The organism is Brevibacterium sp. CFH 10365 (assembly GCF_009299785.1).
Classification (GTDB): Bacteria; Actinomycetota; Actinomycetes; order Actinomycetales; family Brevibacteriaceae; genus Brevibacterium; species Brevibacterium limosum.
This window is the reverse complement of the sequence record NZ_VIGO01000003.1, coordinates 529,672-556,666: the sequence shown is the minus strand read 5'-3', so window position 1 is coordinate 556,666 and position 26,995 is coordinate 529,672. Positions and strand designations below refer to the sequence as shown.

21 protein-coding genes are annotated in these 26,995 nt (G+C 67.4%); 11 read left to right on the top strand and 10 right to left on the bottom strand.

Annotation, left to right across the window (positions count from 1 at the left end; translation table 11 throughout):
- The first annotated feature begins 8 nt into the window (after positions 1-8).
- Positions 9-2,654, top strand: coding sequence for a trehalose-phosphatase (otsB, locus tag FHG09_RS08565; RefSeq protein ID WP_152347204.1), 2,646 nt, complete (start codon positions 9-11; stop codon positions 2,652-2,654).
- Positions 2,655-2,867: 213 nt separating this feature from the next.
- Here the strand turns inward: otsB and FHG09_RS08560 are convergent, their stop codons facing one another.
- Positions 2,868-3,320: a MaoC family dehydratase gene (locus FHG09_RS08560; protein WP_152347203.1), complete on the bottom strand. Its 453-nt coding sequence runs from the start codon at positions 3,318-3,320 to the stop codon at positions 2,868-2,870.
- A 168-nt stretch (positions 3,321-3,488) separates the two neighbouring features.
- Here FHG09_RS08560 and FHG09_RS08555 point away from each other — a divergent pair, with 168 nt between their 5' ends.
- A complete protein-coding gene (locus FHG09_RS08555) occupies positions 3,489-4,037 on the top strand; it encodes a DUF1990 family protein (protein ID WP_152347202.1) in 549 nt (182 codons plus the stop codon).
- Between the two features lie 107 nt (positions 4,038-4,144).
- On the opposite strand, the gene FHG09_RS08550 is transcribed toward FHG09_RS08555, so the two are convergent.
- The 4 genes from FHG09_RS08550 to FHG09_RS08535 all read right to left on the bottom strand — a co-directional run bounded on the left by FHG09_RS08550 (position 4,145) and on the right by FHG09_RS08535 (position 8,450).
- Positions 4,145-5,029, bottom strand: a complete 885-nt coding sequence (locus tag FHG09_RS08550; protein ID WP_227492637.1) for a D-alanyl-D-alanine carboxypeptidase family protein — start codon at positions 5,027-5,029, stop codon at positions 4,145-4,147.
- 400 nt (positions 5,030-5,429) lie between these two features.
- Positions 5,430-6,716, bottom strand: a complete 1,287-nt coding sequence (locus FHG09_RS08545; protein WP_152347200.1) for a sensor histidine kinase — start codon at positions 6,714-6,716, stop codon at positions 5,430-5,432.
- A gap of 4 nt (positions 6,717-6,720) precedes the next feature.
- Positions 6,721-7,689: a response regulator transcription factor gene (locus FHG09_RS08540; RefSeq protein ID WP_152347199.1), complete on the bottom strand. Its 969-nt coding sequence runs from the start codon at positions 7,687-7,689 to the stop codon at positions 6,721-6,723.
- Complete coding sequence (locus FHG09_RS08535) at positions 7,689-8,450, bottom strand: hypothetical protein (protein ID WP_227492636.1); 762 nt, start codon at positions 8,448-8,450, stop codon at positions 7,689-7,691. The genes FHG09_RS08540 and FHG09_RS08535 overlap by 1 nt, the downstream gene beginning before the upstream one ends.
- Before the next feature lie 249 nt (positions 8,451-8,699).
- Between FHG09_RS08535 and FHG09_RS08530 the strand changes: the two genes are divergently transcribed.
- Complete coding sequence (locus FHG09_RS08530; protein ID WP_152347198.1) at positions 8,700-8,981, top strand: hypothetical protein; 282 nt, start codon at positions 8,700-8,702, stop codon at positions 8,979-8,981.
- A gap of 304 nt (positions 8,982-9,285) precedes the next feature.
- On the opposite strand, the gene FHG09_RS08525 is transcribed toward FHG09_RS08530, so the two are convergent.
- The 3 genes from FHG09_RS08525 to FHG09_RS08515 all read right to left on the bottom strand — a co-directional run bounded on the left by FHG09_RS08525 (position 9,286) and on the right by FHG09_RS08515 (position 12,146).
- A complete protein-coding gene (locus FHG09_RS08525) occupies positions 9,286-11,553 on the bottom strand; it encodes a heavy metal translocating P-type ATPase (RefSeq protein WP_152347197.1) in 2,268 nt (755 codons plus the stop codon).
- Positions 11,553-11,765, bottom strand: a complete 213-nt coding sequence (locus FHG09_RS08520) for a heavy-metal-associated domain-containing protein (RefSeq protein WP_152347196.1) — start codon at positions 11,763-11,765, stop codon at positions 11,553-11,555. Before FHG09_RS08520 ends, FHG09_RS08525 begins: the two co-directional genes overlap by 1 nt.
- Before the next feature lie 87 nt (positions 11,766-11,852).
- Entirely contained in the window at positions 11,853-12,146 is a 294-nt protein-coding gene (locus FHG09_RS08515; protein WP_062862662.1) for a metal-sensitive transcriptional regulator, read from the bottom strand.
- 114 nt (positions 12,147-12,260) lie between these two features.
- Between FHG09_RS08515 and FHG09_RS08510 the strand changes: the two genes are divergently transcribed.
- The 4 genes from FHG09_RS08510 to FHG09_RS08495 all read left to right on the top strand — a co-directional run bounded on the left by FHG09_RS08510 (position 12,261) and on the right by FHG09_RS08495 (position 19,124).
- A complete protein-coding gene (locus tag FHG09_RS08510; protein WP_152347195.1) occupies positions 12,261-14,045 on the top strand; it encodes an MOSC domain-containing protein in 1,785 nt (594 codons plus the stop codon).
- A 41-nt stretch (positions 14,046-14,086) separates the two neighbouring features.
- Positions 14,087-15,961: a sensor histidine kinase gene (locus FHG09_RS08505; RefSeq protein WP_152347194.1), complete on the top strand. Its 1,875-nt coding sequence runs from the start codon at positions 14,087-14,089 to the stop codon at positions 15,959-15,961.
- Positions 15,962-16,153: 192 nt separating this feature from the next.
- The gene (locus tag FHG09_RS08500) at positions 16,154-16,888 is read left to right on the top strand and encodes a response regulator (protein ID WP_152347193.1); all 735 of its coding nucleotides are present in this window, start codon (positions 16,154-16,156) and stop codon (positions 16,886-16,888) included.
- 289 nt (positions 16,889-17,177) lie between these two features.
- A complete protein-coding gene (locus tag FHG09_RS08495; RefSeq protein WP_152347192.1) occupies positions 17,178-19,124 on the top strand; it encodes a penicillin-binding transpeptidase domain-containing protein in 1,947 nt (648 codons plus the stop codon).
- A gap of 49 nt (positions 19,125-19,173) precedes the next feature.
- Here FHG09_RS08495 and FHG09_RS08490 read toward each other — a convergent pair whose 3' ends face one another.
- A complete protein-coding gene (locus tag FHG09_RS08490) occupies positions 19,174-20,775 on the bottom strand; it encodes a succinic semialdehyde dehydrogenase (protein ID WP_152347191.1) in 1,602 nt (533 codons plus the stop codon).
- Positions 20,776-20,822: 47 nt separating this feature from the next.
- On the opposite strand from FHG09_RS08490, the gene FHG09_RS08485 reads away from it, so the two are divergent.
- Positions 20,823-22,022: an amino acid deaminase/aldolase gene (locus FHG09_RS08485; RefSeq protein ID WP_152347190.1), complete on the top strand. Its 1,200-nt coding sequence runs from the start codon at positions 20,823-20,825 to the stop codon at positions 22,020-22,022.
- Positions 22,019-23,377, top strand: a complete 1,359-nt coding sequence (locus tag FHG09_RS08480) for a D-arabinono-1,4-lactone oxidase (RefSeq protein WP_152347189.1) — start codon at positions 22,019-22,021, stop codon at positions 23,375-23,377. Before FHG09_RS08485 ends, FHG09_RS08480 begins: the two co-directional genes overlap by 4 nt.
- 188 nt (positions 23,378-23,565) lie before the next feature.
- Here FHG09_RS08480 and FHG09_RS08475 read toward each other — a convergent pair whose 3' ends face one another.
- Positions 23,566-24,453 carry an alpha/beta fold hydrolase gene (locus FHG09_RS08475; protein WP_152347188.1) on the bottom strand — a complete coding sequence of 296 codons (888 nt, stop codon included), beginning with the start codon at positions 24,451-24,453 and terminating at the stop codon, positions 23,566-23,568.
- A 101-nt stretch (positions 24,454-24,554) separates the two neighbouring features.
- Between FHG09_RS08475 and FHG09_RS08470 the strand changes: the two genes are divergently transcribed.
- Together FHG09_RS08470 and FHG09_RS19805 are read left to right on the top strand one after the other, a co-directional pair.
- Positions 24,555-25,925 carry an MFS transporter gene (locus FHG09_RS08470; RefSeq protein WP_152347187.1) on the top strand — a complete coding sequence of 457 codons (1,371 nt, stop codon included), beginning with the start codon at positions 24,555-24,557 and terminating at the stop codon, positions 25,923-25,925.
- A 223-nt stretch (positions 25,926-26,148) separates the two neighbouring features.
- Positions 26,149-26,949, top strand: coding sequence for a hypothetical protein (locus FHG09_RS19805; protein ID WP_193627321.1), 801 nt, complete (start codon positions 26,149-26,151; stop codon positions 26,947-26,949).
- Positions 26,950-26,995: the final 46 nt, after the last annotated feature.

The following is a 26,995-nucleotide window of genomic DNA, read 5'->3' as shown; positions in this document are numbered from 1 at the left end:
GAGGTGAGATGAGCACTGTCGAATACGAGAGCGCAACCGAATCCCGATTGGCCACCATCGCCGCCTCGGTGAGGTCGTCTGAGCTGCTGGGCGACCTGGCCGAAGCGAGCCGAGCGCTCGACCCCGCCCTCTTCCGGCGCCTCTTCGAACTCTCCCGCTCCCCATCCCTGCTGGTGGCCACCGACTACGACGGGACGATCGCGCCCATCGTCGACGTGCCCAGCCAAGCCTTTCCCCTGGAGGGCTCGGTCGATTCGCTGCGTGCGCTCGCCCTGCTGCCGACCACCTCGGCGGGGGTCATCTCCGGTCGCAGCCTGCGCGATCTCGCGGCGATGTCGCGACTGCCCCGCGAGGTCCACCTCTTCGGATCTCACGGCGGCGAGACCGACACATTCACTATCGACGCCCTCACCGAATCGCAGCGGGCGGTCCTGGCCGACTTCCGCGCCGATCTCACCCGCACCCTGCCGCGAGAGGTCATCGAGCACAAGACCACAGGCGCTGCCGTGCACCTGCGCGGACTCGACGAGGCGAATCGACGCGACATCGAAACCGCTGTCGAGAAGCTCGCCGCCGCCCATCCGATCCATCCCACCCGCGGCAAGCAGGTCATCGACCTGACCGTCGTGCCCTCCTCGAAGGCCGATGCGCTGACCCGACTGCGCAGCCAGACCGGAGCGGAAGCCGTCGTGTTCATCGGAGACGACACCGCCGACGAATTCGCCCTCGAAACCCTCAGGGCCGACGACCTCGGACTCAAAGTCGGAGCCGAAGCAGCGCCCACGCACGCCGATTTCCGGTTGGACTCACCGGACGAGGTCTCCACCGTCCTCGGCGCGCTGTTCGAACTGCGCAAGTCCTGGCTCTTCGGCCGCCGCGCCACCCCGATCCAGCGGCACAGCCTGATCGGCAACGGTCAGTCGACCGCGCTCATCGACCCCGCAGGCAGCATCTGCTGGATGCCGCACCCGATGCCGCACTCGGCGTCGATGTTCTCCGAGGTCCTGGGCAGCGAGGCGGCCGGCTTCTTCGCCGTCGCCCCTGCCAACGGAGCCGCTCCGCTGACCCAGCGCTATCTCGGGAACTCGACTCTGCTCGAGACGCGGTGGGCCGGGCTGAGCTGTGTCGACTACCTCGCTCCCGTCGACGGACACAGTGACGACACGATCGTCGTCCGCGTGCTCACCGGCGACGTCCCGACCCGCATCCGGTTCGCACCCCGACTCGACTACGCAACGATTCCTACCCGCATGACCAGGACCGATGACGGTGTGGCGCTGCTCGGCACGGCGGAGCCGATCGAACTCCACGCCCCCGGCATCGACTTCGAGATCGTCGAGCACGGAGATTCCCACACCGCCGAGGCGACCGTCATCCCCTCGCAGCGGCCCGGCGGATCCGTCGTCCTCGTCCTCGCCTGCGGAACCGGTACCGGCGACGCCGGATATATGGCCACCGGCGGGGAGCACCATGTGCGTGAGCGCGCCCTGAACTTCTGGACCAACTGGGTCGAGTCGCTCTCCCTGCCGGGCCACCACCGCGAGGAGGTCATCCGGTCGGCGATCACCCTGCGCGCACTGTGCCACGAGCCCACCGGCGGAGTCCTCGCCGCCCCCACCACTTCCCTGCCTGAGGGCATCGGCGGCGTCCGCAACTGGGACTATCGCTATACGTGGCTGCGCGACGGATCGATGACCGTCCGCGCCCTGCTCGCACTCGGATCCACCGGTGAGGCCGAAGGATTCCTCACCTGGCTGTCGGGGGTCCTCGAGCGCACGGTCTCTCCCGAACAGCTCCATCCGCTCTATGCCGTCGACGGTTCGGCCCTGACCACCGAGGCGGTGCTCAACCACCTGCCCGGATACGCCGGTTCCCGGCCGGTGCGGGTCGGCAACGCCGCCGAACATCAGGTCCAACTGGACGTGTTCGGCCCGGTCACGGAGCTGCTCGACGAACTCAGCGGCCACCTCGGCGAGTTGCCCGAGGACTATTGGACGCTCACCTGTCAGATGGTCGAAGCCGTGGGCAAACGGTGGTTCGAGGCCGATCACGGGATCTGGGAGGCCAGGCGCCCGCCGAAGCACAACGTGTACACGCGGGTGATGTGCTGGGTGACGGTCGACCGGGCACTGCGGATCGCGGACCGGTTCGATCGGGAGCCGCCCGGTGCGTGGCGGCAGCTGCGTGAGGAGATCGCCCAGGACGTGCTCACTCACGGCTACAACGAGGAAGTCGGGGCGTTCACCGTCGCCTACGGGGAGACCGATCTGGATTCGGCGGCGCTGTTCGTCGGGCTCTCGGGACTCCTCGACGCCGACGATCCGCGATTCGTGGCCACCGTCGACGCGATCGAACGCGAGCTGCGGGTCGGTCCGACGGTCTTCCGCTACCGCTACGATGACGGGCTGCCCGGCCTCGAGGGCGGATTCCACATCTGCACGACCTGGCTCATCGAAGCCTTCATCAAGGTCGGCCGCATCGACGACGCCTGGGACCTGTTCCGACAGGTCGACGCCCTGCTCGGGCCCACCGGGCTGCTGTCGGAGGAGTACGACCCGGTCGCCGAGATGCACCTGGGCAACCACCCGCAGGCATACTCGCACCTCGGCTACATCCGCGTCGCCCAGCAGCTCGACGAGTACCGCCCCACCTGAGGTGTGCGGCGGTCTCAGCGGCGCCAGCCCCAGCCGCGAGCCGGCCGGGGCGCGGCCGCCCGAACGCGGCGGCCGCACATCTTCCGGCCGCTCAACCGTGCCTTAGGTGGACGAAATGGTCACAGAAACCCGCCGGGAGGGTGACCATTTCGCCCACCTGAGGCTGGATTGAGTGCCCAGGAGCTGCTGCCTCACTCGAGAGACCTCGCAGCCTCACTCGACGAGGAGGGTGACCACCTCGGCGACGCATGCGGGACGGTCTTCACCCTCGATCTCGATCGTGTGCTCGAGGATGACCTGCGTGCCCTTGTCGCCGCGGATGACGTTGTTGACGCTGATGGTTCCGCGCAGTCGGGAGCCGACGACGACGGGCTGGAGGAAGCGGACCTTGTTGAGCCCGTAGTTGACGCGGATGGCCACGCCTTCGATGGTGAAGACCTCGGTGGAGAACTTCGGGATCAGCGCAAGGGTGAAGAATCCGTGCACGATCGTCGCGCCGTAAGGGCCCTCGGCCGCGCGCGCTTCGTCGACGTGGATCCACTGGTGGTCGCCGGTGACGTCGGCGAAGGTGTTGATGGCGTCCTGGTCCATCGTCATCCACTCGGAAGAGCCGAGCTCCTGGCCGATGAGCGATTCGATCTCGTCGATGCCGTTGATTGTGCGCACGTGGTTCTCCTTTGATCCTGGCTCAGATGCTGAGCGGACATTCGATCGAGGTCCGCTGTCCTTGGCATCATACGTGGCCGTCCGGTCGACGCCGCTCTGCCGTCCGGACTGTGAGTCGCACGCTCCGCGTCCGTTAGGTTGACGGGCCGAGTCCGTTAGGTTGGAGGCATGGCCGAACAATCACAGGAGCGCCCGGAGACGCTGACGCATCCCCTCTCGCCGAGGTGGCTGGAGCGTCCCGACGGCTACCGTCACTTCGAATCCGCGTACTTCGTCGGCCGTGGCCGGGACACGTTCGACCGCTGCGCCGAGGAGCTGCTGCACTGGGAGGTCAAGATCCGCAGCGGCTTCGACATCGACGTGGACGGCGACATCGACGTGGACGGCGACGGAGCTGCGCGGCCGCCACGTGTGGAGCGTGGGCAGGAACCGACGATTCGGGTGCGCCTGGGACCGTTCCGACTGCCCGAGCCTTCCCGAGTCATCGATGTCTTCGAGGCTGAGGATCGGTGCGGCTTCACCTACGGCACGAAGCCGGGGCATCCGATCACCGGCGAAGAGTCATTCATCCTCATCCGCACCGCCGATGACCGGGTCTTTCTCGTTCTGCGGTCGGTCTCGCGGGCGGAGCAGGGAATCTGGCGACTCGGCGAACTAATCGTCCGGCTCGCTCAGATCGTCTACCGGCACCGCTACGGGCGGGCGCTGCGCCGCTGACTGCGCAGCGCAGAGGCGATCAGGTTGCGAGCTGCGGGTGCGGGTGCGCACATTATGGGCTGCCTCGGCGGCAAGAAGTGCGCGCTGCCGGACAGACCGCTGTTCGATCACTTGCCGGGAATAGAGCTCCGAGCAGGCTTGTACTCCCAGTGCCACGGCTCGTACATGCTCGCCTTGGCCCAGTCGGGGTTCTCCCAGCCGTATTCGTCGCCGTGCTCGACGAGCCAGCTCCAGGCTCCGGACTTCGAGGCGACTCCCCCGCCGAGGTCGAGGGCGATTCCCCAACCGTGCAGAGAGGTCCCCGGTTCGGCCGACAGTCCCGGTTTCCGGCTGGCCACAGAGAGCTGGCCGGCCATGTCACGGTAGGAATCCGTGATCTCGAGTTCCTTGCCGGTGTCCTTCTTGTATGCGGCATTCATCTTCGCGAAGGAGACGGCGGCGTCGTCCCGGAGCTGGTGGTCTCCCTTGCCGAGGTCGCACAGCCACTCATCGGGCAGTTCGCCGTTGCCGGCGGACTGGTCGAAGTCCTGCTTCGCATCGCAGCCGGGCAGAGCGCTCTTCTCAACTGCGCGGGACGCGGCTTCGACCTTCTTCTGCTCGGCGCTCGGCACGCCGATCTCGATCGACGACTTCCCCTCGGCAGCGGGGACGTCGGCGTTGACCTTCTCGGCGTTGATGGCGGCGGGCTCACCGGCAGCGGTCGGATCGGTTTTGACCTCGGCACCTCCGCTGAGGTTGTTGACGAGCATGGTCACGGCGGTGGCGGCACCTGCCACGGAGACGGCTGCCAGTGTCGACATGGTCCGCAGCTTCCGTTTGCGCACGGACTTGAGCAGAGCACCATCGGACCCGCGGCTTTCGGCGGCTCCTGCGCTGACCCGGCGAATCGATGAGGCGGAGTGGGAGCCGAAGGTCGCAGGAAACTCGGCGGCCTCACGCTCCATGGCGGCCCGACGCGGTGACGTCTCCGCTGCTCGGGCCTCGGCGGCCATCGCTGCACGCCTGGGCGACAAGGTGTCGGCCGAGGAGTCAGCGGAAGCAGGGGCTGGCGGCGTCCCGGTCCCGCGCGTCGCGGTGCGTGCGCGTGAGAACGGGGACGATGAGCGACGCCTGTGCAGATCCCGTCGACGCACCGATGGTTCTGTGGCCGATGATGACTCTGACATAACTCTCCGTGTGACTGTGACTCGTCGAAGACCGCCGAGGTTTCGACGACTTCAATCCAACATCACAAAAGTGTAACGGGAATATATAGAAGCTGTCACATACAGGTGACGAGTCCCACTGACGGGCACTCAGCCGCCACTCAGGCCGATTTCAGTCGCACCGCTGCGAACGCTGCATCACGCCAGGTCAGCTGGCTTCCGGAAGCGGAGGGCCGCCTCGGCGAGGTTATTCGGATCGGCTCTCGACGTACTGTCGGAGAGCGCGTTCCTGGGCCTCTTCGTCGGGGAAGATCACTTCGGTCCGCGCGCCCCCTGTTACGGGATCGTTACTGAAGATCAGCTTGATGCCGAGCAGGCGGGCCTGCCCTTGGGCGATGACGAGGCCGAGGCCCATTCCTCCCCCGCCGGCGGAGACGAAGCGGGTCGGGCCGGTGTTGACGATATCCGGCGGGTAGCCGGAGCCCGAGTCCGTGACGACGATGCTGCGCGTGCTCGTCTCGAGGCGGATGGGATCCCCGCCGTGTTTGATCGCGTTGACGAGCAGGTTCGACACGATGCGCTCGAAGCGGCGGACATCGGTGACCAGCGTCGAATTCAGTGCGGCCAGATGAGTGTCGATCTGGTGCCCGGCCAGGGCGCCCGAGGCCTCCATCGTGCCCAGCAGGGATCGGATCGCCTGATCGACGTCGACGCGGGTGAAGTCGGGGTTGGCCCGTCCCGCGTCGAGGCGGGAGACCTCGAGGAGGTCCTCGACGAGGACCTGCATGCGCACGACCCGGTCCTTGACGAGTTCGGCGGGGCGGGAATCCTCTTCGAGCAGGTTCGCGGCGTTGACCAGTCCGGTCAGCGGGGTGCGCATCTCGTGCGCGAGGTCGGCGGTGAATCGCTGCTCGGAGTCGATGCGTTCGGTCAGTCGTGCCACCGCGGTGTCGACGGCCGTGGCGAAGGCCCACACCTCCTGATCGGATTCGTCGATGACGTCGGCGATGCGCGTCGTCGTGTCCCCGGCGGCGATCTTCCGGGCCGCCTGTGCGCCGAGGGTGAGCCTGCGGGAGATGCGGCCGGCGACGATCGATCCGACGCCGCCGACGACGAGGGCGGATCCGATCATGCCGACCAGCAGCGCCTGGTCGATGCGGCCGATGAGCTCCTGGCTGTCCTTCGTCGATGCGCGCACGGAGATCACCTCGGTGTACTCGCCGACCTCGATCGGGGCCGCGGCCCACACGATCTCCTCGCCGTCGACCTCGGAGCGGATCGTCACGCTCTGCCCCTTGAGCGCGGACTTGCGCGCCTCCTTGGGCAGCTGCGGATCCTCAATGCGGGCGTTGAGGGTGAGCACACCGGTCTCGGAGAAGATGGCGGTCGCATTCGTCAGCTGCTCGGTCACCGTCGACCGCATCCGGTCGTCCTCGGCCCGGGCCGCGGACTGGCGCAGCACGATCGAACACGACAGGACGGCGATGATCACCGAGGCGACGATGAGCAGAGAGATCTTCCAGCGCAGCGACATACGATCAGCCTGCGAAGCGGTAACCGAATCCGCGAACGGTTTCGATCATGTTCGCCCCGATCTTCTTCCGCAGGCGCTGGATGTGGACGTCGACGACGCGGGAGTCGCCGGCCCATTCGTAGCCCCACACCGTGAACGCGATCTTCTCCCGCGAATACACGTGCTCGGGCTGCTCGGTCAGCAGCAGAAGCACACGCAGCTCGGTCGGGGTGAGGTGGACTTCCTCCCCGTCGACTTCGACGGTCAGCCGCCCGGTGTCGAGAACGAGGGATCCCAGCTGTGTGCGGAACGGGCCCAGCCCGCCGTCGGAGCCGGACGTTTCCGGGGCCACGGTGGGGGAGCCGCTCGGTCGAGGGGGGACCCCGGTGCCGCCGCCGATGGCCTCTTCGTCGTCGTCCGCCTCGGGGGCGGTGGTGAATCTCCCACCGGCACCGAGGTAGGTGTCATCGGATTCGAGCTGCGCTCGCAGCCGATCCCGGGTGTCCATGCCGGGGCTGGCGCCGAGGACCTCGGGGATGCCGTCGCCGGTGACCATGCCGCCGGGTCCGATCACGGTTTCGTGATGCTCATCCGCCTCGGGGGCGGGGGAGTAGCCGAACCGGTCGGTGCCGGTGGTGATGAACCGGCGGACGACAGCGCGGATGCGGGCGTTGAGCACCTGCATGTCGAAGGGCTTGGTGAGGTAGTCGTCGGCTCCGGCCTCGAGGGCCTGGACGATGTCGATGGCGTCGGAGCGGGCGGAGATGATGATGATCGGGATCGTCGAACGCTCGCGCACGGCACGGCAGATGGAAGCACCGTTCATCGTCGGCAGCATGAGATCCAGCAGGAGGACGTCGGCGCCGTTGGCGGAGACGAACTCGTACCCCTCGCGGCCGTCGGCGAAGGCCGAGACCGTGTAATCGAAGCGTTCGAGTCCGATCTGCGTCGTTTCGCGGATGACCTCGTCATCCTCGACCAGAACTATATGCATTACGTTTCTCCATTAAGCCGCGTGAAGCGTTGACCTGGTTCAAACCTACCGTCGTGCAGGCGGAACACCTGCACCGACCATCCGGAGGGGCAGCATGCTCTGTCCCCGTCTGCGAACATGGCCTCCTGCACCACCAGTGTCCCATTTCTGCCGGGGCTGACCTTGAGCTGATTGCCGGTGGCGATGAGTTCGAGGCGGGGCCGGCTCTTCTGCTCGCTGATGACTGCGCCGGCGATGATCTCGTCCCGCTGTTTGGGGTTGGCCACCGTGACCAGCTGGAACTTCTGTTCGCCGCTGAGGAACGGTGTCGAGAACTTCAGACAGTCCTTGCAGTCGGCGACGACCTGAGCGGTCTCCGAGGCGCTGCCGGTGACGGCGATTCCCGACGAGGATTCGATGGCCTTGCGGACCTCGTCGAGCGAGAACGGTTCGTTCGGCTGGCCGGCGGCCACGGTATTGGGGGCGAAGAGGGAGGGGGAGGGGTTGCCCTCCGGTGAGACCTTGAGGCCGCGATCGGGTCCGCATGCAGTGACGGTGAAAGTCATGACGGCCGCGAGGAGGAGTGCTGTGACGGTGCGGACGGTGCGGCGGGAGGATCGTGACTGGGGACTGTCGAGGGTGCTGGGGCCGCTGGCTGCGATGCCGGCAGCTGTGGCCGTCGGGGTCGCGGCGTCTGCGCATGGTTCACGGCCAGGCGGGGCCTGGCTGGAGTGAAAAGAGCGCAGCGCCTCCCCGGAGGCGCGTCTGACGGTGACGGGCACACACTCATTTTTGCCTGTTCGGAGCCCGTAGTCCACCTGATCATCGGTGCAGGCGGGTCGGACCCTCGGTCGGATCCTCCCTCGGATCCTCCGTCGAATCCACCGGTCGCTGCGCCCTTCGCCGGTTTCAAGGCGTCTTGTGGCCTCCTCGGTGCCGGTGGGAATGTGGTTCCAGGTGGAACGGTGTGGGGTGATGATCTCGGGCACAGGATGGGTCGGCTCTCAGGTCCGACCGGTAGAATGAGGGGCATGGCGCCCACGAACACCCCGAAGAAGAAGTCCACAGGCGGCAGGCCCACCAGCACGGTGTCCTACAAGGATGCGATCAAAGTCGGCCTCGTCTGCGGAATCGTCACCCTCGTCCTTGCGATCATCGTCACCCGAGCTTGGCAGGACGGCCGCGCCTTCGGCTACGCATTCCTCTACGCCGGAGCGGCATTTGTGGTGGTGTCAGGCTTCGCGAGCTACCTCAACTGGGTGATGCGCAAGGACACGCAGAACCAGAACCAGTCCTACCCGGTCATGCGGTAGGACGCCCCACCACGCACCGAGACGCGCCGGCCCTCCGCTGAGGCGTCCACTGCGGCGTCTCCGCTGAGACGTCCGCTGCAGCGCCGGCATCGACTTCCCTTTCGCGGCAGTTCGTCGCGTGACTGTCACTGCCTACAGCTGCTGAGGCATCAGACACCGAAAGCGCCATAACGCCCTGCTCCTGCAGGGTGTTATGGCGCTTTCAGTGGGGGATGCTCGCGGACGAGGGGTGACGGCTCGTCGGATTCCGCAGTGTGCAGCTCCGTCGCTCTGACCCGCCGTCGCCGGCCGGGCCCCGGCGCACCTACTTGAAGCGCAGGAGGCGGAGGCTGTTGAGGATGACGAACACCGACGAGAAGGCCATCGCGGCCCCGGCGATCATCGGGTTGAGCAGTCCGAGAGCCGCGATCGGGATCGCCGCGGTGTTGTAGGCGAAGGCCCAGAACAGGTTGCCCTTGATGAGCCCCAAGGTCCGGCGCGAGAGCCGGATCGCCTGCGGGATCTGCTGCGGATCGGACTTGACCATGGTGATGTCCGACGCCGCCATCGCCGCATCCGTGCCCGATCCCATCGCGATGCCGAGATCAGCGCCGGCCAGAGCGGCGGCGTCGTTGACCCCGTCGCCGACCATGGCCACGGCCCGGCACTGCCCCTGCAGTTCGCTGACCACGGAGACCTTGCCTTCCGGGCGGACATCCGCGCGGACCTCGGTGATCCCGAGAGCCTCGGCGACCACCTCGGCGGCTTGGGCATTGTCCCCGGTCAGCAGCACCGTGCTCAGTCCCAGCGAATGCAGTTCGGCGATCGCTTCCGCGGCCGTCGGCTTGGCCTCGTCGGAGACGAAGCTCAATCCTCGGAACTGCCCGTCGATCGCCAGTGCGATGATCGTGGCCCCGCGGGGAACCGAGTCGGCCGGGCAGTCGACCGCGATTCCGCGTTCTCGGAGCAGGTCCGGGCGACCGGCGAGCACCTCGGCGCCGTCGATCGCGGCCCGCAGTCCGCCGCCGGGGATGTTCTCGAAATCCGTGACCGCTGCGTCGGCCGACGTTCCGGTCGATCTCGCCGAGGCGGCCCCCGCCGAACCCACCCCGACGATGTCGGGTGCGGCCTCGACGATGGCACGGGCGATCGGGTGTTCGCTGCGCGATTCCAACCGCGCGAGGATGTCGTAGTCCGCCGGTGAGAGCTCGGTTCCGGTCAGGCTCATCACGCCGGTCGTCATGGTACCGGTCTTGTCGAGGACGACCGTATCGATCGACCGCGTCGACTCCAGTGCCTCGGGCCCGGAGACGAGGATGCCCAACTGGGATCCGCGCCCCGACGAGACCGCAAGGGCCGTCGGCGTGGCCAGGCCCAGGGCACACGGGCAGGCGATGATGAGCACGGTGAGTGCCGCATGCAGCCCCGTCGCCCAGTCGCCGGTGACGAAGCCCCAGATGAGCAGGGTGAGCACGGCGATGCCGAAGACGATCGGGACGAACACCGCCGAGATCCTGTCGGCCAGTCGCTGCACGGCCGGTTTGCCGGTCTGAGCGCGGCTGACGAGATCGGCCATGGCCGCCAGCGTCGTATCCGCCCCCACTCGGGTGGCGCGGACCTCGAGCACACCCGAGGTGTTGATCGTGGCGCCGGTGACGGAATCGCCGGGAGCGACCTCGACCGGCACGGATTCGCCGGTGAGCATCGCCTCGTCGATGGCCGAATGGCCGGTGAGCACCTCACCGTCGGTGGCGATCTTCTCACCGGGACGCACGAGGAAGACATCGCCGACGGCCAGCTGATCGATCGGCACCTGCACCTCGACACGGCCCCCACCCGCGGAATCAACACCCGCGGCACCGACGCCCGAAGCAGCTCCATCCGTGGCAGCGCCTTCGCGCAGCACGGTCGCGGACCTCGCCCCGAGATCGAGGAGTGCCTTCAGCGCGGCCGTCGCCCGGTTCTTCGCCCGGTCTTCGGTGAGCTTGCCGATGAGCAGGAACACCGTGATCGCCGCGGCCGCCTCGAACCACACGTGGTATTCGGCGGGAATCGCCCAGCCGTAGCCGTCGGCGACGGCCCGGCCCAAGGTGTAGTAGGAGTAGAGGCTCGCGACAGCGATGCCGACGCTGACCAGGGTGTCCATGGTCGTCGAGCCGCCGCGCGCGGCCTTGTACGCCGCCGAGTGGAACGGCCACGCACCCCAGGTGACGACGGGCAGGGCGAGGATCGCGACGATCCACTGCCAGCCGGTGAAGTGCCAGCTCATGACCATCGAGATCGCGACGATCGGGACGGCCAGGATGAGCGAGCCGATGAAGCGCGGCCGCAGATGACGCGGATCGTAGTCGACGATCTCCGGACCATCGGCGCCGGCACCGGGGCCGCGCACTGCGGCCCCGTAGCCGGCCTTGGCGACGGCGGCGGTGATGTCGTCGTCGCTGAGATCGGAGTCGATGACCACATGCGCGGTCTCCAGCGGCAGATTGACCTCCGCCGTCACCCCATCGAGGCGGGTGAGCTTCTTCTCGATCCGAGCCGAACACGACGCGCAGGTCATGCCCGTGATGTCGAGCTCGAGCTCGCGTGACATCACTTCACCTCGTAGCCGGCCTCATCGACGGCGGCACGGATCGCCGCGTCGTCGAGTGCGGCCGACGATGTGATCGTGACCGGGGAATCGCCGCCGGCGTTGAGGTCGACCGCGACGTCCGAGACGCCCGCGAGGGCGCCGAGCTCTTCCCTGACCGCGGCTTCGCAGTGTCCGCAGGTCATTCCCGAAACGGTGATGGTGGTGGTCGTCATTGTGCTCTCCTATCAGCTGTGAGTGTTTCCCGATGGCCGAACCTCCGGCGTCGTCGCACCCCTATCGGGCCGACGCGGCCGGCGGGCTCAGCTCTTGATGAGTCGGGAGATGGCGGCTGATGCCTCCTCGACCTTCTTCCGCGCTTCCTCGTCGTCGCCGGATGAGGCGGCGTCGACCACGCAGTGAGCGATGTGCTCTTCGAGGAGGTTGATGGAGACCGCGTGCAGCGCGGCTGTCGCGGCGGAGACCTGGGTGAGGATGTCGATGCAGTACTTGTCCTCATCGATCATCTTCCCGATGCCGCGGACCTGACCTTCGATCCGCTTCATCCTCCGCGCGAGAGCGTCCTTCTGCGGGGTGTATCCATGTTGCTCAGTCATGACTACACCGTATACCCCTACAGGGTATCAATCAAGATGGGTCCTCGCCGAGGCGGCTGTGCGTTTGCTCTCACCCCGACCCGTCCGTGCCGTCCGGCTCCTACAATCGTGAGTATGCGTGCTGCCAGACTGTTCCGGTTCCCCGTCAAGGGATTCCCCGCCGAGGAGCTCACCGAGGCCCGGGTGGTCAGGGACCGCGGAATCCGCGGCGACCGGATCGCGGCATTCACCAACGGCAGCCTCGACGTTCCCGCCGACGCCTGGCACTCGTACTCCGCCTTCACCGTGCTCAAGAACGACACCGACCTGCAGAGATGGCGTGTGGGCGTGTCCCTCCCCGAGGCGGCCGATGACGACTCCGCGACCGTGACCCTGACTGCCCCGACGGGGGAGTCTACGACCTTCTCCACGGACGATGAGAGCGGCAGGGCCGCCTCGGCGGGGTTCCTCTCCGAACGGATACCCCCTCAGGGTTCATTCCCGCGCTGCCTGGCCGTCGCGGATCAGGGGATGTTCGACTCGCAGCGTTCGGGGGTCTCGCTCATCAATCCCGCCACGGTCGCCGCGATCGCCGATACGGTCGAGGGTCGCGCGGCCCTCGGCACCGAGAACGACGAGCTCGACCCGCTGCGGTTCCGCGGCAACGTCCTGCTCGATGGCCTCGCCCCGTTCGAGGAATTCGCGCTCATCGGGTCGATCGTCCGCCTCGGCGGCGTGCGCCTGGCGATCCGATCCTCGATCGAACGCTGCCCGGCGACGACGGTCAACCCCTCGACGAAGGCCGTGGACGTCAACGTCCCGCGGCTGCTCAACTCCGCATGCGGGCACCTGCACTGCGGCGTCTACGGCGAGATCCTCGAGACCGGGGACATCACGGTCGGCGACGAGGTCGTCGTCGAAGGCGAGGCACCGCGCGAACTGATCAAGACCGCCCGCACCCCGCGGTTCATGACCGTAGTCGGGCGGCAGCAGATCTGCAACGACATCGTCGAGGTGTCCCTGCGCGATGATCTCGGCTGGATCCGCGCATTCGATGAGCCGGGCACGAACCTGCGCGTCCACCTCGACCTCGGCGCACCGTTCTGGCGGACCTATACGATCACCGACGTTGACGACGACATCGTCCGCATCGCCGTGCGCACGCAGGGCAAGGGCTCGCGCGCCGTCGCATCGCTGGAGGCCGGAGCGCGGATCCTCACCTCCGGACCGCACGGGACCATGACCGCCTCCCGCGTCTTCGGGGGCACAACGGCCCTGATCACGGCCGGAATCGGCATCACCCCGAGCCTCGGTCTGCTGCGCGGCGACGGGCTGGCCGACCTGCCCGCCACCGACCGGATCCGACTCGTCCACGTCGACCGCGACCATCGCACCGCCTGCCTGTGGAACCGCCTGCAGGACCGCGCCCGCTCGGGCGGGGTGCCCGTCGAGACGCACCACCGCGACACCGCGACCGCCGGTCGGCCCGCCCACCGGGACCTCGTCGACTGGGTGGCCGGCTGCGACAATGTCATGGTCTGCGGGCCCCGCGACTTCACGGCGGCCGTGCTCGCCGCCGCGGACGAGGCCGGAGTCCCCGCCGTCCACCAGGAGACCTTCGCCTCCCCGAACACGGGAATGAGCGAGGCCATCGCCGCCTGTTCCCCCGCCGAGGTGACCCTGGAGAATTCGGGCACGAGCTTCGTCTGGCAGCCGCAGGAAGGCACCCTGCTCGAATCCTTGGAAGCGCGCGGATTCGGATCCCCGAGCTCCTGCCGCGGCGGATCCTGCGGAACCTGCTCGGTGTCCCTGGCCGCCGGGACCGTGCTCTACCCGATCGAACCGGCCGCCCGAGTCGAGAACGACGAAGTGCTCGTGTGCTCCGCGGTCCCCGCCGGACCCATCAGTCTGGCTCTCTGACCCCGGAAGACGGCGCCCGACCGGGTGGCACAATGGTTCCCATGCCGAAGAAGAAGCGCACCATACTGTCGAAGGGGCCCGCCGGACCGGTGGGCCGCCTGAGCCGGTGGGTCCGCCTCAGCGCGGCCGGGCGGATCATGTTCGCGAACTCGATCATGCTCGTGGGCATCATGGTGCTCACGACGAGTCTGCTCTACCTCCAGCTCTCGCAGCTGAATACGAAACGCGAACAGGACCTGCTGCGGTCGGCGGCGGACAACATCTCGATGTCGCTGGGCCTCGTCGGCACCGGTGAGGTCGGTCAGGACGACTACCTCGATTCCGAATCCCGCGACGACGTCCAGACGCTGCTGAGCAACGTCATCAGCCAGTACGGCTTCGACATCGCCGCCGTCGTCCCCATGGATTTCCTGCTCACCCCGCCGACTCTGGGCTCACCCGGACGGCAGCAGGCGCTGGAGGCGAAGACCGCCTCGGCGGATTCCGGGCGGATCCCCGAGGATTCGATCGACCAGCTGGCCCAGGCCGTCGACGGACAGGCCCTGCAGGACGGCGAGTCGACCGTGCGCTTCATCGACGACGGCGGGCCGGCCGACGGCACCATGTACGTCATCACCCCGGTCTATGCCGAACACGTCGGCGTCGATGGAATGAGGTCCGACACCGTGGTCGGCGCCGTCATCGTCGGCAGCTCCGCCGATTCGGTCCGCGAGGGCTTCCTGGCCCAGGGCAAATGGCTCATCGGCATCGCCGTGCTCACCCTCCTCCTGGGCATCGGCTCCTCCTGGGTGACATCGCGGGGTCTGCGCCGAGTCACCGGCGACTACGGTGCCGACGAACTGCGCAGCATGCTCGACTTCTACTCCTCTGTGCTCAAGGCCGTCTCCGAAGGACTGCTGCTCGTCGACCGAGCTCGCGGGATCGTGCTCATCAACGCCGAAGCCCGGGAGCTGCTGGGCATGCCGCCGGTCGAGGACGACGCGGACCCCGGCCCCACCTCGGCGGAGGAGATGCCGCTGCGCGAACTCGACCTGCCCGAAGCGCTGCACGATCTGCTCGCGGCCGGGCGGTGGGCCCGCGACGAGATCCACTACACCGACGACCGGGTCCTCGTCGTCAATCAGCAGCCCACCGAGGCGGCCAGCGATACGTGGGTCGTGACCATGCGCGATCACACAGAGCTGGCCGAACTCTCCGGCGAGCTCGTCTCCGTGCGCTCCTTCTCCGATTCCCTGCGCGCGCAGACCCACGAATACGCGAACCGGCTGCACATGGTCGTGTCCCTGCTCGAGACCGGGCACGTCGATGAGGCCATCGACTTCGCGGCGAAGGACATCGACGATCTCAACCGGGTCAACGGGGACGGATCGATGACCTTCGACCACCCCGTCCTCTCGGCCCTGCTGCTGTCGAAGATCGCCCAAGCCGCCGAGGTGGGCATCGAGATGACGGTGGACACCGCGGATCTCACGGGCAGCCTCGGCGGGGATGATCGCGATCTCGCGACGATTCTGGGCAACCTCGTCGACAATGCTTTCGACGCGCTGAGCAGGCAGGATGTTCTGTCAGAGGACAAAAGGGTCCACGTCGAGCTCTCCGGTTCGGGCGGTGCCGGCGGATTCACGATCGAGGTCAGCGACGACGGTCCGGGCATCGACGAGGAATATCTCGACGCGATCTTCGAACGCGGCTGGTCGACTAAGCACGACGGTGTCGAGACCGACCAGGGGCAGGGCCGCCAGCAGACAGGAACCCGCGGGGTCGGGCTGTCGCTGGTCGTGCAGGCGATCCGCCGCCTCGGGGGAGCCGTCGATGTGCAGGGGCACGGGGAAGACTGCGACCGGTTCAAGGGCGCCGTGCTCACGGTGTGGCTGCCGGACCCGAGAGGTACAACTCAGGTCGGCGGCGGATACTAGGCCGGCGGCGGTCAGGCGGTCAGGCCGGCCGCGGTCAGGCCGGCGAAGATCGAGCCGGCGAAGATCGGGCCGGCGAAGGTCAGGCGGGCGAAGGTCGGGCCGGCCCCGCAAGCTCAGCCGGCCGCAACCCGATGTGACGGGACTGCAACACGATCCGGGGCGCTGTCAAACCGCTGAAGCTAGACTGAAAGCATGTCGGATACAACTGCGCCTGAACCGAGCATCGGTGTGCTCGTCGTCGAGGACGAGGTCGTCGCCGCCCGTGCTCACGCGAAGTACATCGACCGCATCGAGGGCTATCACGTCGCGGGAGTCGCGAAGAGCGCCACCCAGGCGATGGCTGCTCTCACCGGACAGATCTACGGCCTCGATCCCTCCGGCGTCCATCTCGTCCTCCTCGATATGAACCTGCCCGACGGGCACGGTCTCCAGGTCTGCCGCGCCATCCGCGGCCAGCGCGTCGACGTCGACATCATCGCCGTCACCGCTGCCCGCGACATGCAGATCGTGCAGGAGGCGCTGTCGTACGGAGTCGCTCAGTACATCATCAAGCCCTTCACCTTCCCCGTCTTCAAATCCAAGCTCGAAGCGTATTCGTCCTTCCGCAACCGCCTCGGCGGGGATTCGAACGACGGGGAGGTCACCCAGACCGAGGTCGACAAGGCGATCTCTGCGTTGCGCACCCACACTGTTGCCGCGACCGCGAAAGGCGTGCCCGACGCGGTCCAGACGGAGGTCAGAACCCTGCTGAATGAGACCCCGGCGCAGTCCGCCGCCGAATTGGCCGAAGGCCTCGGAGTCTCCCGAGTCACCGCGCGCCGCTACCTCGAATCCATGGCCGACGCCGGGATGCTCGAACGCCGTCCCCGGTACGGTGCCGCCGGGCGCCCCGTCCTCGAATACACCGTCGTCGCCGACGCAGGCTGAGGCCCGCTGATCGGGAACCGTCCCGGCTGAGCCCCGTCCGGTGTGTCACAACGCGCGGTGCGTCGCCGGGCGCCGAGATCGACCCCACGGTCGGCCCACTGGCAGGATCAGCCGGCTGACCCCGGCCCGGCAGCGATTTCGCGACGACTGACGGTCGAGTCAGCGGTCGCGTAGGCACTGAACTGCGCTCCTGCCGTCCGGCAGCCGAGTCTCAACGGCGAACTCAGCAGACGACAGAACTCAGCAAGCGGCAATGGACATTGCGGAACCCTCGGTAGAGGATGGTTCCATGTCGAAGAAGTCCCGGGTCTGGTTGGCCGTCGCTCTCGTCCTCGTGCTGCTCGTCGGAGCCGGGGTCTTCGCGGTCTTCCGACTCCCGATGACGAAATCCTCCGCCGCCGAGTCCGCCGCCGACGATCTCGCCGAAGAGCAGCTGAGCTCGGACATCTGGCATGAGAAGGACCTCGACCAAAGCCTGTTCGACCGCGTCACGAAGTCGCTGGGCAAGAGAATCGACCTGCGGTCGGTCACCGTCGACGACATCACCGAAGCCGACGGTCGGACCGTGGCGGTCCTCGATTGGACCTGGGCGAACACCGACGGTGAGGCCTGGCAGTACAGCTCTGAGCTGCCGTTGGAGAAGAACGGTCTGTTCTGGTGGGCGAATCTCACGGAGAGGGCCATCCACCCGAAGCTGAGTAAGGGCGGCAGCTTCGAACTGCGCGCGAATCCGGGTCAGCGGGGGAACATCCTCGGCGCCGACGGCGAGGTGCTCATGGAGGAAGGGGAGGTCGTCGACATCGGCGTCCACCCGAATCGCCTGGAGCCCGATACCATCGGCAAGCTCGTCAGAGGGCTCAACGACGGCGTCGACTCCCTCGATCTCGACGCCGGTGACCTCGAGGACAAGGTCGACGATGCCGAAGGCAACCAGCTCGTCCCTGTCGTCACCCTGCGCGAAGACGACTACAGACGAGTCAAGGACGCGATCCACGATCTGCCGGGTGTCCTCTTCTCCGAAGACACCCAGACCCTGACTCGGTCCCGCGGATTCGCACAGGCCACACTCGGTTCGGCCGGGCCCGCCAGCGCCGAAGACATCAAGGAGTCCGACGGCACGATCATCGCCGGTGACTTCGTCGGCCGCACCGGTCTGCAGAAGACCTTCAACGCCCGCCTCAGCGGTCCGGGCAGCGTCGAAGTCTTCGCCGAAGGGGACTCAACAGATGACAAGGGCGGAAAGACGAAGCTGACGAGCCTGCACGCCTTCGAGCAGAAGGACGGCGAGGACCTCGAAACCACCCTCGACGTCGATATTCAGACTGCCGCGGACGAGGCGGCGGCGACCGCGAAGAAGCCGGCCGCCGTCGTCGCGATCCGCCCCAGCGACGGACAGGTGCTGGCCGTGGCCAACCACGACCCGGAAGGGGCCGCTTGGGATCGGGCGCTGAGCGGCCAGTACGCTCCCGGCTCGGTGTTCAAGATCGCCTCCGGTTCGGCGCTCCTCGACGCCGGGGTGAAGCCCGACGACGACATCGACTGCCCGAAGACCGTGAACATCAGCGGAAAGGAGTTCAAGAACGCCGAAGACGAGGTGCTCGGGTCTGTGAGCTTCGCCGAAGACTTCGCCCACTCCTGCAATACCGCCTTCGTCTCCTCCGGTGAGACGGTCACCGGCGACGAGGTGGCCGACGCCGCCGCCCAACTCGGAATGCTCGGCAACGCCTCCGGATTCGGGGCGAAGATGGCCTCGGTGTCGGCCGCCGACGACGAGGTCACGCATGCCGCGCAGATGATCGGTCAGGGCAAGGTGCAGTCGAGCCCGCTGGCGGTGGCGACGATGGCTGCCTCGGTGGAGGCAGGGGAGACGATCAGCCCGCAGCTCATCCTCGGCGATGCACTCGAGGGTGCGAACGCCGACGACGCGAACGCAGGTGACGATGGGGCGACCCGTGATGCTGCCCCACTCGACCCGGACGCGGCGAAGGAGATCGCGGACATGATGCGCAAGGCCGTCACCGCCGGCACCGCCACCGACCTCAAGGACGTTCCCGGCGATCCCGTCCACGGCAAGACCGGAACGGCAGAATACGGCAACGACACCCCGCCGCGGACCCACTCATGGTTCGCCGGATTCCAGGACGATCTGGCTGTGGCCGTGCTCGTCGAGGACGGCGGATTCGGTGCCGAGGCGGCGGTGCCGGTGGCTCACGAATTCTTCACCGCCGTCAACTGAGTCGCACCGGGGCAGAGGGCATCCCCGCCTCGGTGCGCCCGGGCCGCAGCTATTTCATGCGCAGGGACCGCATCACTGACAGCGCGCCGGTCATGGCCTTCGCGAATGTCTTCTGGTCGAGGGGCCCGGCCGGTGCGATCGGGTGGAGGCGCTGCTCGGCGATCGTGTGCGAGTGCATGAACTGGAAGAGGCCCTCGGGCCCGTGCCGATGGCCCATCCCCGAGGCCTTGACGCCGCCGGCCGGAGCATCGATGGACCCCCAGCTGGCCGGGTAGACCTCATTGATGTTGACCATTCCGGCCTCGATCTGCCGTGCGATCTCACGCCCGTGGGAGCGGGAGTACACAGAAGCCGAGAGCCCGTAGTCGCTGTCATTGGCGGCAGCGATCGCCGCGGCGTCGGAGGGCACCGAATAGACGGCGACGACGGGGCCGAACGTCTCCTCGCGGTGCAGCTCCGCCGCAGCCGGAACATCCGTGAGCACGGTCGGGGCATAGAAGTAGGGGCCGAGATCGGGCACAGGGTGTCCGCCGGCGATGACCGTGGCCCCGACGCTGCGAGCCTGCTCGACATGTCGGGTGATCGTCTCGAGCTGCTTCGGCCCCGCCAGGGTGCCTATGTCCGGGCCGTACTCGAACTCGGAGCTGAGGCGAAGAGCGCGAGCCGCTTCGGCGAAATGGGCGCAGAAGGTCTCAAAGAGATCCTCGTGGACATAGATGCGTTCGATGGAGATGCACAGCTGTCCGGCCGAGGAGAACGACCCGCGCACGGCACCTTCGACGGCCTTCGCCAGGTCCGCGTCGGCGGCCACGACCAGGGGGTTCTTGCCCCCGAGCTCGAGCGCGGTCGGAAGCAGACGCTGCCCCGCCTCGGCGGCGATCGAGCGTCCCGCGGCCGTCGAACCGGTGAACGACATCCCGTCGGCACCGGCCATGAGAGCGGGCCCGACCTCGGAGGACGGGCCGGGCACGAGCTGCCACACCTCCGGCGGCAGACCGGCGGCGATCGCCAGTCGGCGCATGAAGACCGAGGTCAGCGTCGTCGTGGAATCGGGTTTGTGGACGACGGCGTTGCCGGCGGTCATGGCCGCGAACAGGTCGGTCGCACCCAGGGTCAGCGGGTAGTTCCATGGTGTGATGAACCCGATCACGCCCAGCGGAGTGCGCGTGACCTCGGTGCGGGTGAGCACGGGGATCGCCCCGCGGCGACGTTCGGGACGCAGATAGCGGGCGGCCATCACCCCGTAGTGGCGCAGCACATTGAAGGTATCGAGGATCTCGTCATAGGCGTGGATCCGGGCCTTGCCGGTCTCGTACTGGATGATGTCGAGGAGCAGATCCTCGTGGCGGCGCAGCGAGGCATGCAGTCGAGTGAGCACCTTCGCCCGGTGCTGGACCGACTGAGCGGCCCACGCGCCGCCGGCGATGCGGGCCGTGGCATAGGCGGTCTCGATATCGGCGGGAGTGTTCCGGGCGAACCGGTCGACCTCGGTGCCGGTGAACGGCTCGACGCCGCGCATCACCTCGCCCGAGCCGGAAGCGTCAGCGTACGGATCGGTGTCGAGGAAGTCCCGCAGCGCCGTGGTGACATGCGTGGATGCGGTCCCGACAGTGCCCGCCTCGGAGGCGTGGGCGGTGGTCTCTGATTTCATCGGATTCCTCCCTGTGACGTAGGTCATCGCAGGCTAGACTACCGAATATGGTTTCGAGTGGTCTCCGGCATGCGCTGAAAGGGACCTGTGCACCCACCGCGGTCGTCGATCTCGACGCCTTCGATGCGAACCTCGACGCTCTGGCCGAGCGTGCTCGCGGACTGCCGATCCGCCTGGCCACGAAGTCGCTGCGCGTGCCTGCCGCCATCGACCGGGCGCTCGCCCATCCCGCGTTTTCCGGGGTGCTCGCCTTTTCCGTCCCCGAGGCGCTCTACCTCCACGCCCGCGGCGTCCGCGATATCGTCATCGGCTATCCCAGCCTCGACCGAGCTTCCCTGAGTCGGATGTTCGCCGAGGCGGGAGCCTGCGAGAACATCACCGTGATGATCGATTCCGTGGATCACCTCGACATCATCGAACAGGCCCGGACGACCATCGCCGAGGCGGGAGCCGCCTCGGTGCGGGTGTGCATCGACGTCGACTCCTCCTATCGCCCGGCCGAGTCCTGGTTGGGCGACCGGGTCCATATCGGGGGCCGGCGCTCACCGATCCGTGACGCCCGATCCGCTGTCACACTCGCCAGGCAGGTTGCGGCCCGGCCCGGTTTCGATCTCGTCGGGTTGATGTTCTACGAAGGGCAGATCGCCGGCACCGCCGATGCCGGGCGCTCGGTGCGGCAGGCGATCGTGCGGGCAATGCAGAAAGCCTCGATCGCCGAACTCGCGGAACGACGGGCAGCCGTCATCGCCGCAGTGCGTGAGATCGCCGACCTGGAATTCATCAACGGCGGCGGAACCGGTTCCTTCGAATCCAGCTCCGTCGAAGGCACTCTGACCGAACTGGCCGCTGGTTCAGGCCTCTTCTCCCCGGGACTCTTCGACGGCTATACGCACTTCCGACACCGCCCGGCCGCCTACTTCGTCAGCCCGGTCGTGCGCCGTCCCGCTCCCGGCTGGGTGACGGTCTTCAAGGGCGGATACATCGCCTCCGGAGTCCCCGGCCCCGACCGTCTGCCGACCATCGCCTGGCCACAGGGACTCGCCTACTCGAGCCTCGAAGGGCCCGGAGAGGTGCAGACGCCGCTGACCGGGCCGGGTGCTGAGTCACTGCGCATCGGTGATCTCGTGTGGTTCAGGCATGCCAAGGCCGGTGAGCTGGCCGAGCATTTCAACGAATTCCAGATCGTGTCCCAGGGCCGGATCAGCGATGCCTGGACGACCTATCGAGGAGAGGGGCTCGTTCTGTGAGCGCAGTGCAGTCAGGGCAGGGCAGGCACGCGTTTCGGAACTGGGCCGGTCACGTCCATGCACATCCGCACACCTTCGCCGGCCCCGCCTCGGCGGAGGAATTGTCCGGGATAGTCACCGCCGCAGCGGCGGCAGGGGACCGGCTGCGGATCGTCGGGGCAGGGCATTCCTTCACCCCGGTGGCGGCGAGCGACGACGTCATGGTCAGCCTCGACGGCCTGTCCGGGATCGTCGCCGTCGACGAGTCGCGGATGCGGGTGTGCTTTCGTGCGGGCACCCGGCTGCGGGACATCCCGGTCCTGCTCGAGCCCTTCGGTCTGGCCCTGGAGAATCAGGGCGACGTCAACCCGCAGTCTCTGGCCGGTGCGATCTCGACGAGTACGCACGGCACGGGGATCGGGTTCACCGGGTTCGCCGGGACCGTCACCGGGCTGAGCCTCATGGGTCCCGACGGTGACGTGCGGGCGCTGTCGGCCGAGGCGGAACCGGTGGCCTTCGACCTTGCGCGGGTCAGCCTCGGCGTCCTCGGTGTCATCACCGAGGTCGAACTCCAGTGCGTGCCGGCTTTCGACCTCATCGCCGAGGAGAGAGCGGTCGGATTCGACGAGCTCCTCGATGGGCTGACCGAGCGGATGCGCGGCTCCGACCATTTCGAGTTCTACTGGTTCCCGCACACCGATTCGGTCCTGACCAAGACGAACACTCGGGTCGCGCCGGGGCAGGCAGGTCCCGGTCACCTCGCCGAGGCGGGGGTGCGCAACCGGTGGCTCAACCTCCTCGACAAAGAGGTGGTGGAGAACGGGGCGCTGCGACTGGCGGTCGAACTCGGCGCGAAGATCCCGGCCGTGGTGCCCCCGATCAATCGCATCGCCCAGTCAGTCGTCGCGGATCGGACGTACCGGGCGCCGGGTCACGATGTGTTCGTGACTCCACGCCGGGTGCGGTTCAATGAGATGGAATATGCACTGCCCTTCGCGGCCGGGCCCGAGGCGATTCGGGAGATCCGCGATGTCATCGAGGCCAAGGGGTGGGCGATCTCCTTCCCGCTCGAGGTCCGGTGCGCGGCCGCCGATGACGTGCCGCTGTCGACGGCGTCGGGGCGGGAGACGATGTACATCGCCGTCCATCGCTTCATCAAGGAGGACTTCGCCGAGTACTTCCGCGTCGTCGAGGAGATACTGTGCCGGCACGGCGGGCGACCCCATTGGGGCAAGATCCACACACGCACGGCCGCTGACCTGCACGAACTCTATCCGCGTCTTGCGGACTTCTGTGACCTGCGGGCTCGCCTGGACCCGGAAGCCATGTTCGGCAACCGCTTCACCGACTCACTGTTCGGTCTCACCCGGCGCTGAGAGCTGTCAGCCGCGAAGTGGTCGCAAATAGAACCGGCGGTCGAGAAGTGGTCGCAAACGGATATCGGCCGTCGAGAAGTGGCTTCGCGCGTCGGAGCTCAGAAAGTCTCCGATAGTGACCTATTCTTCGGATGCTCGATGCTCGATGCTCGATGCTCGCTGCTCGCCGGGGCCTGGGCGCGTGGCGCTCAGCGCGAGGTGTCGGCAGCTGTTTCGAGCCAGTCGAGGATCTCCGGCCACGCCGCCGCGGCGATGGATCTGCGCATGAGACCGTGATGTCCGATGTGGTCGATGCCGAGCTCCGCGGGGGAGACGGTCCGCCGGGTCACCGGCGCCAGTCGCAGCCGGTCGGTGAGCGCATCGATCTGCGCAGGAGCCGCCCACAGATCGTCGGTCGTGCCGACGGAGAGCACCGGGGTGCGCAGCCGGGCGATGCGCGCCTCGGCGTCGAAAGTCGGATCGTCGAAGAAGAAGTGGGGCCGTCGCAGCCAGCTCGTCCACTCATAGAGTGCGGCGGCGGGGATGTCTTCGCCGAGGCCCACACGGCTGCCGGGCATGTACCCGAGCAGTCGCGTGACGGCCCTGCCGACAACCCCGAGCCCGACTCCGACGCGCAGGCGTTCGCCGCGGGGTGCGATGTCGCGAGTCGCCGCCATGTGAGTGGCGATGGTGACGATGCCGCTCAGGCGCTCGCCGCCGCAGCCCAAGAGCAGGGAGTGGCCGCCGACGCTGTGGCCCAACGCGACCTGCGGCAGATCGGGGAAGGACCCTTCGGCCCAGGCGGCTGCGGCCGAGACGTCCTCGAGCATCCAGTCGCGCATGCGGATGTGCCGATGAGCGCGGGCCGTGGCCCGGTCTCCGACTCCGCGGAAACCGTAGGTGATCACGGCGAACCCGCTGGCGGCGGCCGCCTCGGCGAAGGAGAAGTAGAAGCGTTCCGGAGTCGCGGTGGCCGGGTGGATCGTCAGCACTGCTTGTGCGACGCCCTCGGGGAGGAAGAGGTGCCCCTCGAGCTCGCTGGAGCCGTACCGGCTCGAGACCGGAATGCGCAGGGTCTGTGGCGTGAGCGTGTCCATACGTTTCAGCGTAGTGAGTCGGAGACAAGAATGCTACTGATCGGTAATAACGGTTGATTTCACATCCCCGGCGAGTCCGGGAGTGCTGGTACGCTCGGGGAATGACCGCGTCGGATCGGAACCATCCCGCATCACCCGCCCAGGCAACCAGCCGAGAGCAGGAGAGGGGCCGGCGCAGGTCGATGTTCGTCGCCGCCTTCGGCACCGTCGTCGAGTGGTACGACTTCTCGATCTTCTTCTATGTCGCCACGACCCTGACCAAGGAGTTCTTCGGCGATCAGACGGACTCTCTGCTGCTGACCCTCGGGGTCGGTGCGGCGGGATTCCTCTTCCGGCCCTTGGGTGCGATGGTCTTCGGCCACCTCGGTGATCGGATCGGACGGCGATCCACGCTCATCATCTCCGCGGTCCTCATGGCGATCTCGATGCTCGGGATCGCCGTCATCCCGAACTACGAGACGATCGGCATCTGGGCTGGCGTCCTCATGGTCACCCTGCGCTGTCTGTCCGGGTTCTCCGTCGGTGCCGAATACACCGGCATCATGGTCTTCCTCATGGAGTCGGCGCGCCCGGGACGCCGTGGCCTGGCCGCGAGCTGGGCCGCGGCCAACAGTGAGGTCGGTGCCCTCCTGGCGGTGGGATCCGGTGCGCTGTTGGCGAATACGCTCAGCCCCGAGGCGATGGATTCCTGGGGCTGGCGGCTGCTGTTCGTCCTCGGTGCCGTCCTCGCCATCCTCATGGTGCCGCTGCGTTCGATGATGGAGGAGACCGAGACGTTCAAGCGGCTCCAGCAGGCGGAGAAGGAGAAGAAGGACGTCGCTCTCAAGCGCTCCCCGCTCATCACCGCGATCGTCGAACAGCCGCGCGCGATCCTCGTCGCCTTCCTCATCTCCTCGATCGGCTCGGTCAGCTACTTCCTCAACATCACGTATGTGCCCACGTACGTCGAAGAGGTCGCGAAGGTTCCGAACTCCGGTTCCCTGGCCCTGGGCACGGTCGCGGCCGTCGTCGCCATCGTCGTCACTCCGTTCTTCGGTCTCGCCTCGGACAAGTTCGGGCGCAAACCCGCTCTGGCCGCACTCATGGTCGTCTTCGTCTTCACGACGATTCCCGCTTATGTCCTGCTTTCGAATCAGTCCGCGGGCATCGCGATCGCAGGGTCTGCGTTCCTCGCGATTCCGGCGGCCGGGTGGAGCGCGGTGGCTGCTGCCATGGTGCCCGAACAGTTCACCGGCACGAGCCGCTTCTCCGGCATGGCGATCGGCTACAACGTCGCCACCGTCCTCTTCGGCGGACTCTCGCCGCTCATCGCCACAGCGCTCATGTCCTCGACGGGCATCACGCTGGCACCGGCGATCTACGCCACCGTCGTCATCGTCGTCGCCGGAGTCCCGACCCTCATCCTCGCCCGCAGCATGGGCAACAAGACCCTCGCCGAGGTGGACGCGGACAAGCATCTCGTGCCCGCCTGAGGGCGTGGCCGGGGCGGCCCGAGCGCAGTGTGGGCTGTCGGCTCACGACCATGCGACGGTCGAAGGAAGGCACCGAATCGGCCGCTGCGGCGGATCGGTGACAGGCGTTGCCGTTCTGCCACACGCTGCGCACATCTCGAGCGCGATGAGCTCATAGGTTGGTTTCAGAACACGCATTCGGGCGACCTGGTCCCGGGTGCGAGAGACCGACCAAGGAGTCACCATGAAACGCACGAAGCGCGCCACCTTCACCGCCGCCGCCCTGCTCAGCTGCACGCTCGCCTTCTCGGGCTGCTCGCTCATCAGCCAGGTCGTGCCGGACCAAGACGGGACTGCCGGAGAACAGGCCGAGGCCGACGGTCAGCAGACCGAAGGCCAGCAGCCGACCGGAGAGAACGACGCCTCGCAGGACGCGGGCGGGGACTCCTCCGATTCGGGATCGTCGTCCTCGGCCGAAGGCACATCGAACGGCACCGACGGTTCGGACGGCACCGACGGTTCGGACGGCGGAACCGCAGGCTCGGACGACGGGACGACCGGATCGGATGCAGGACAGTCGTCGGGCAGCCAGGGCGAGGTGAGCATCGGCGAAAGCTTCGAGGACCCGGAGATGCAGGACAAGATCGAGGTGCTCTCGGCCGTGCGGAACTTCGACTCGTCCAAGAAAGCCACGTCCATCGAACTCGGCGGCGAAGTCGTCCTCCTCGAGGTCAAGATCACCCCGGGACAGAAATACAGCGGACTCATCCAGTCGGGCGCCTTCAAGATCTCCGACGACGGCGGCGCCGGCTATCGGTACGACCAGACCGACGGCCTCGAAGCCGAGATGAGAGCTGCCGGGTACGAACCCTTTGAAGATGTGACTCGACGCGACGGCGGAACCCATCAGGGCTGGCTCGCCTACGTTCCCGACGAGAAGCAGGACACCTACACGATTCGGTACGAACGCGGAGCCGGCAAGGTGATGGGAACCGAGGAGAAGGTCCCGGAGTTCACGACTACCTTCGACATCCCCTCCGCCTGATTCGCGGCCGTCAAGGACGCCTGCGGCAGGCGGAACCCGCCGGTCA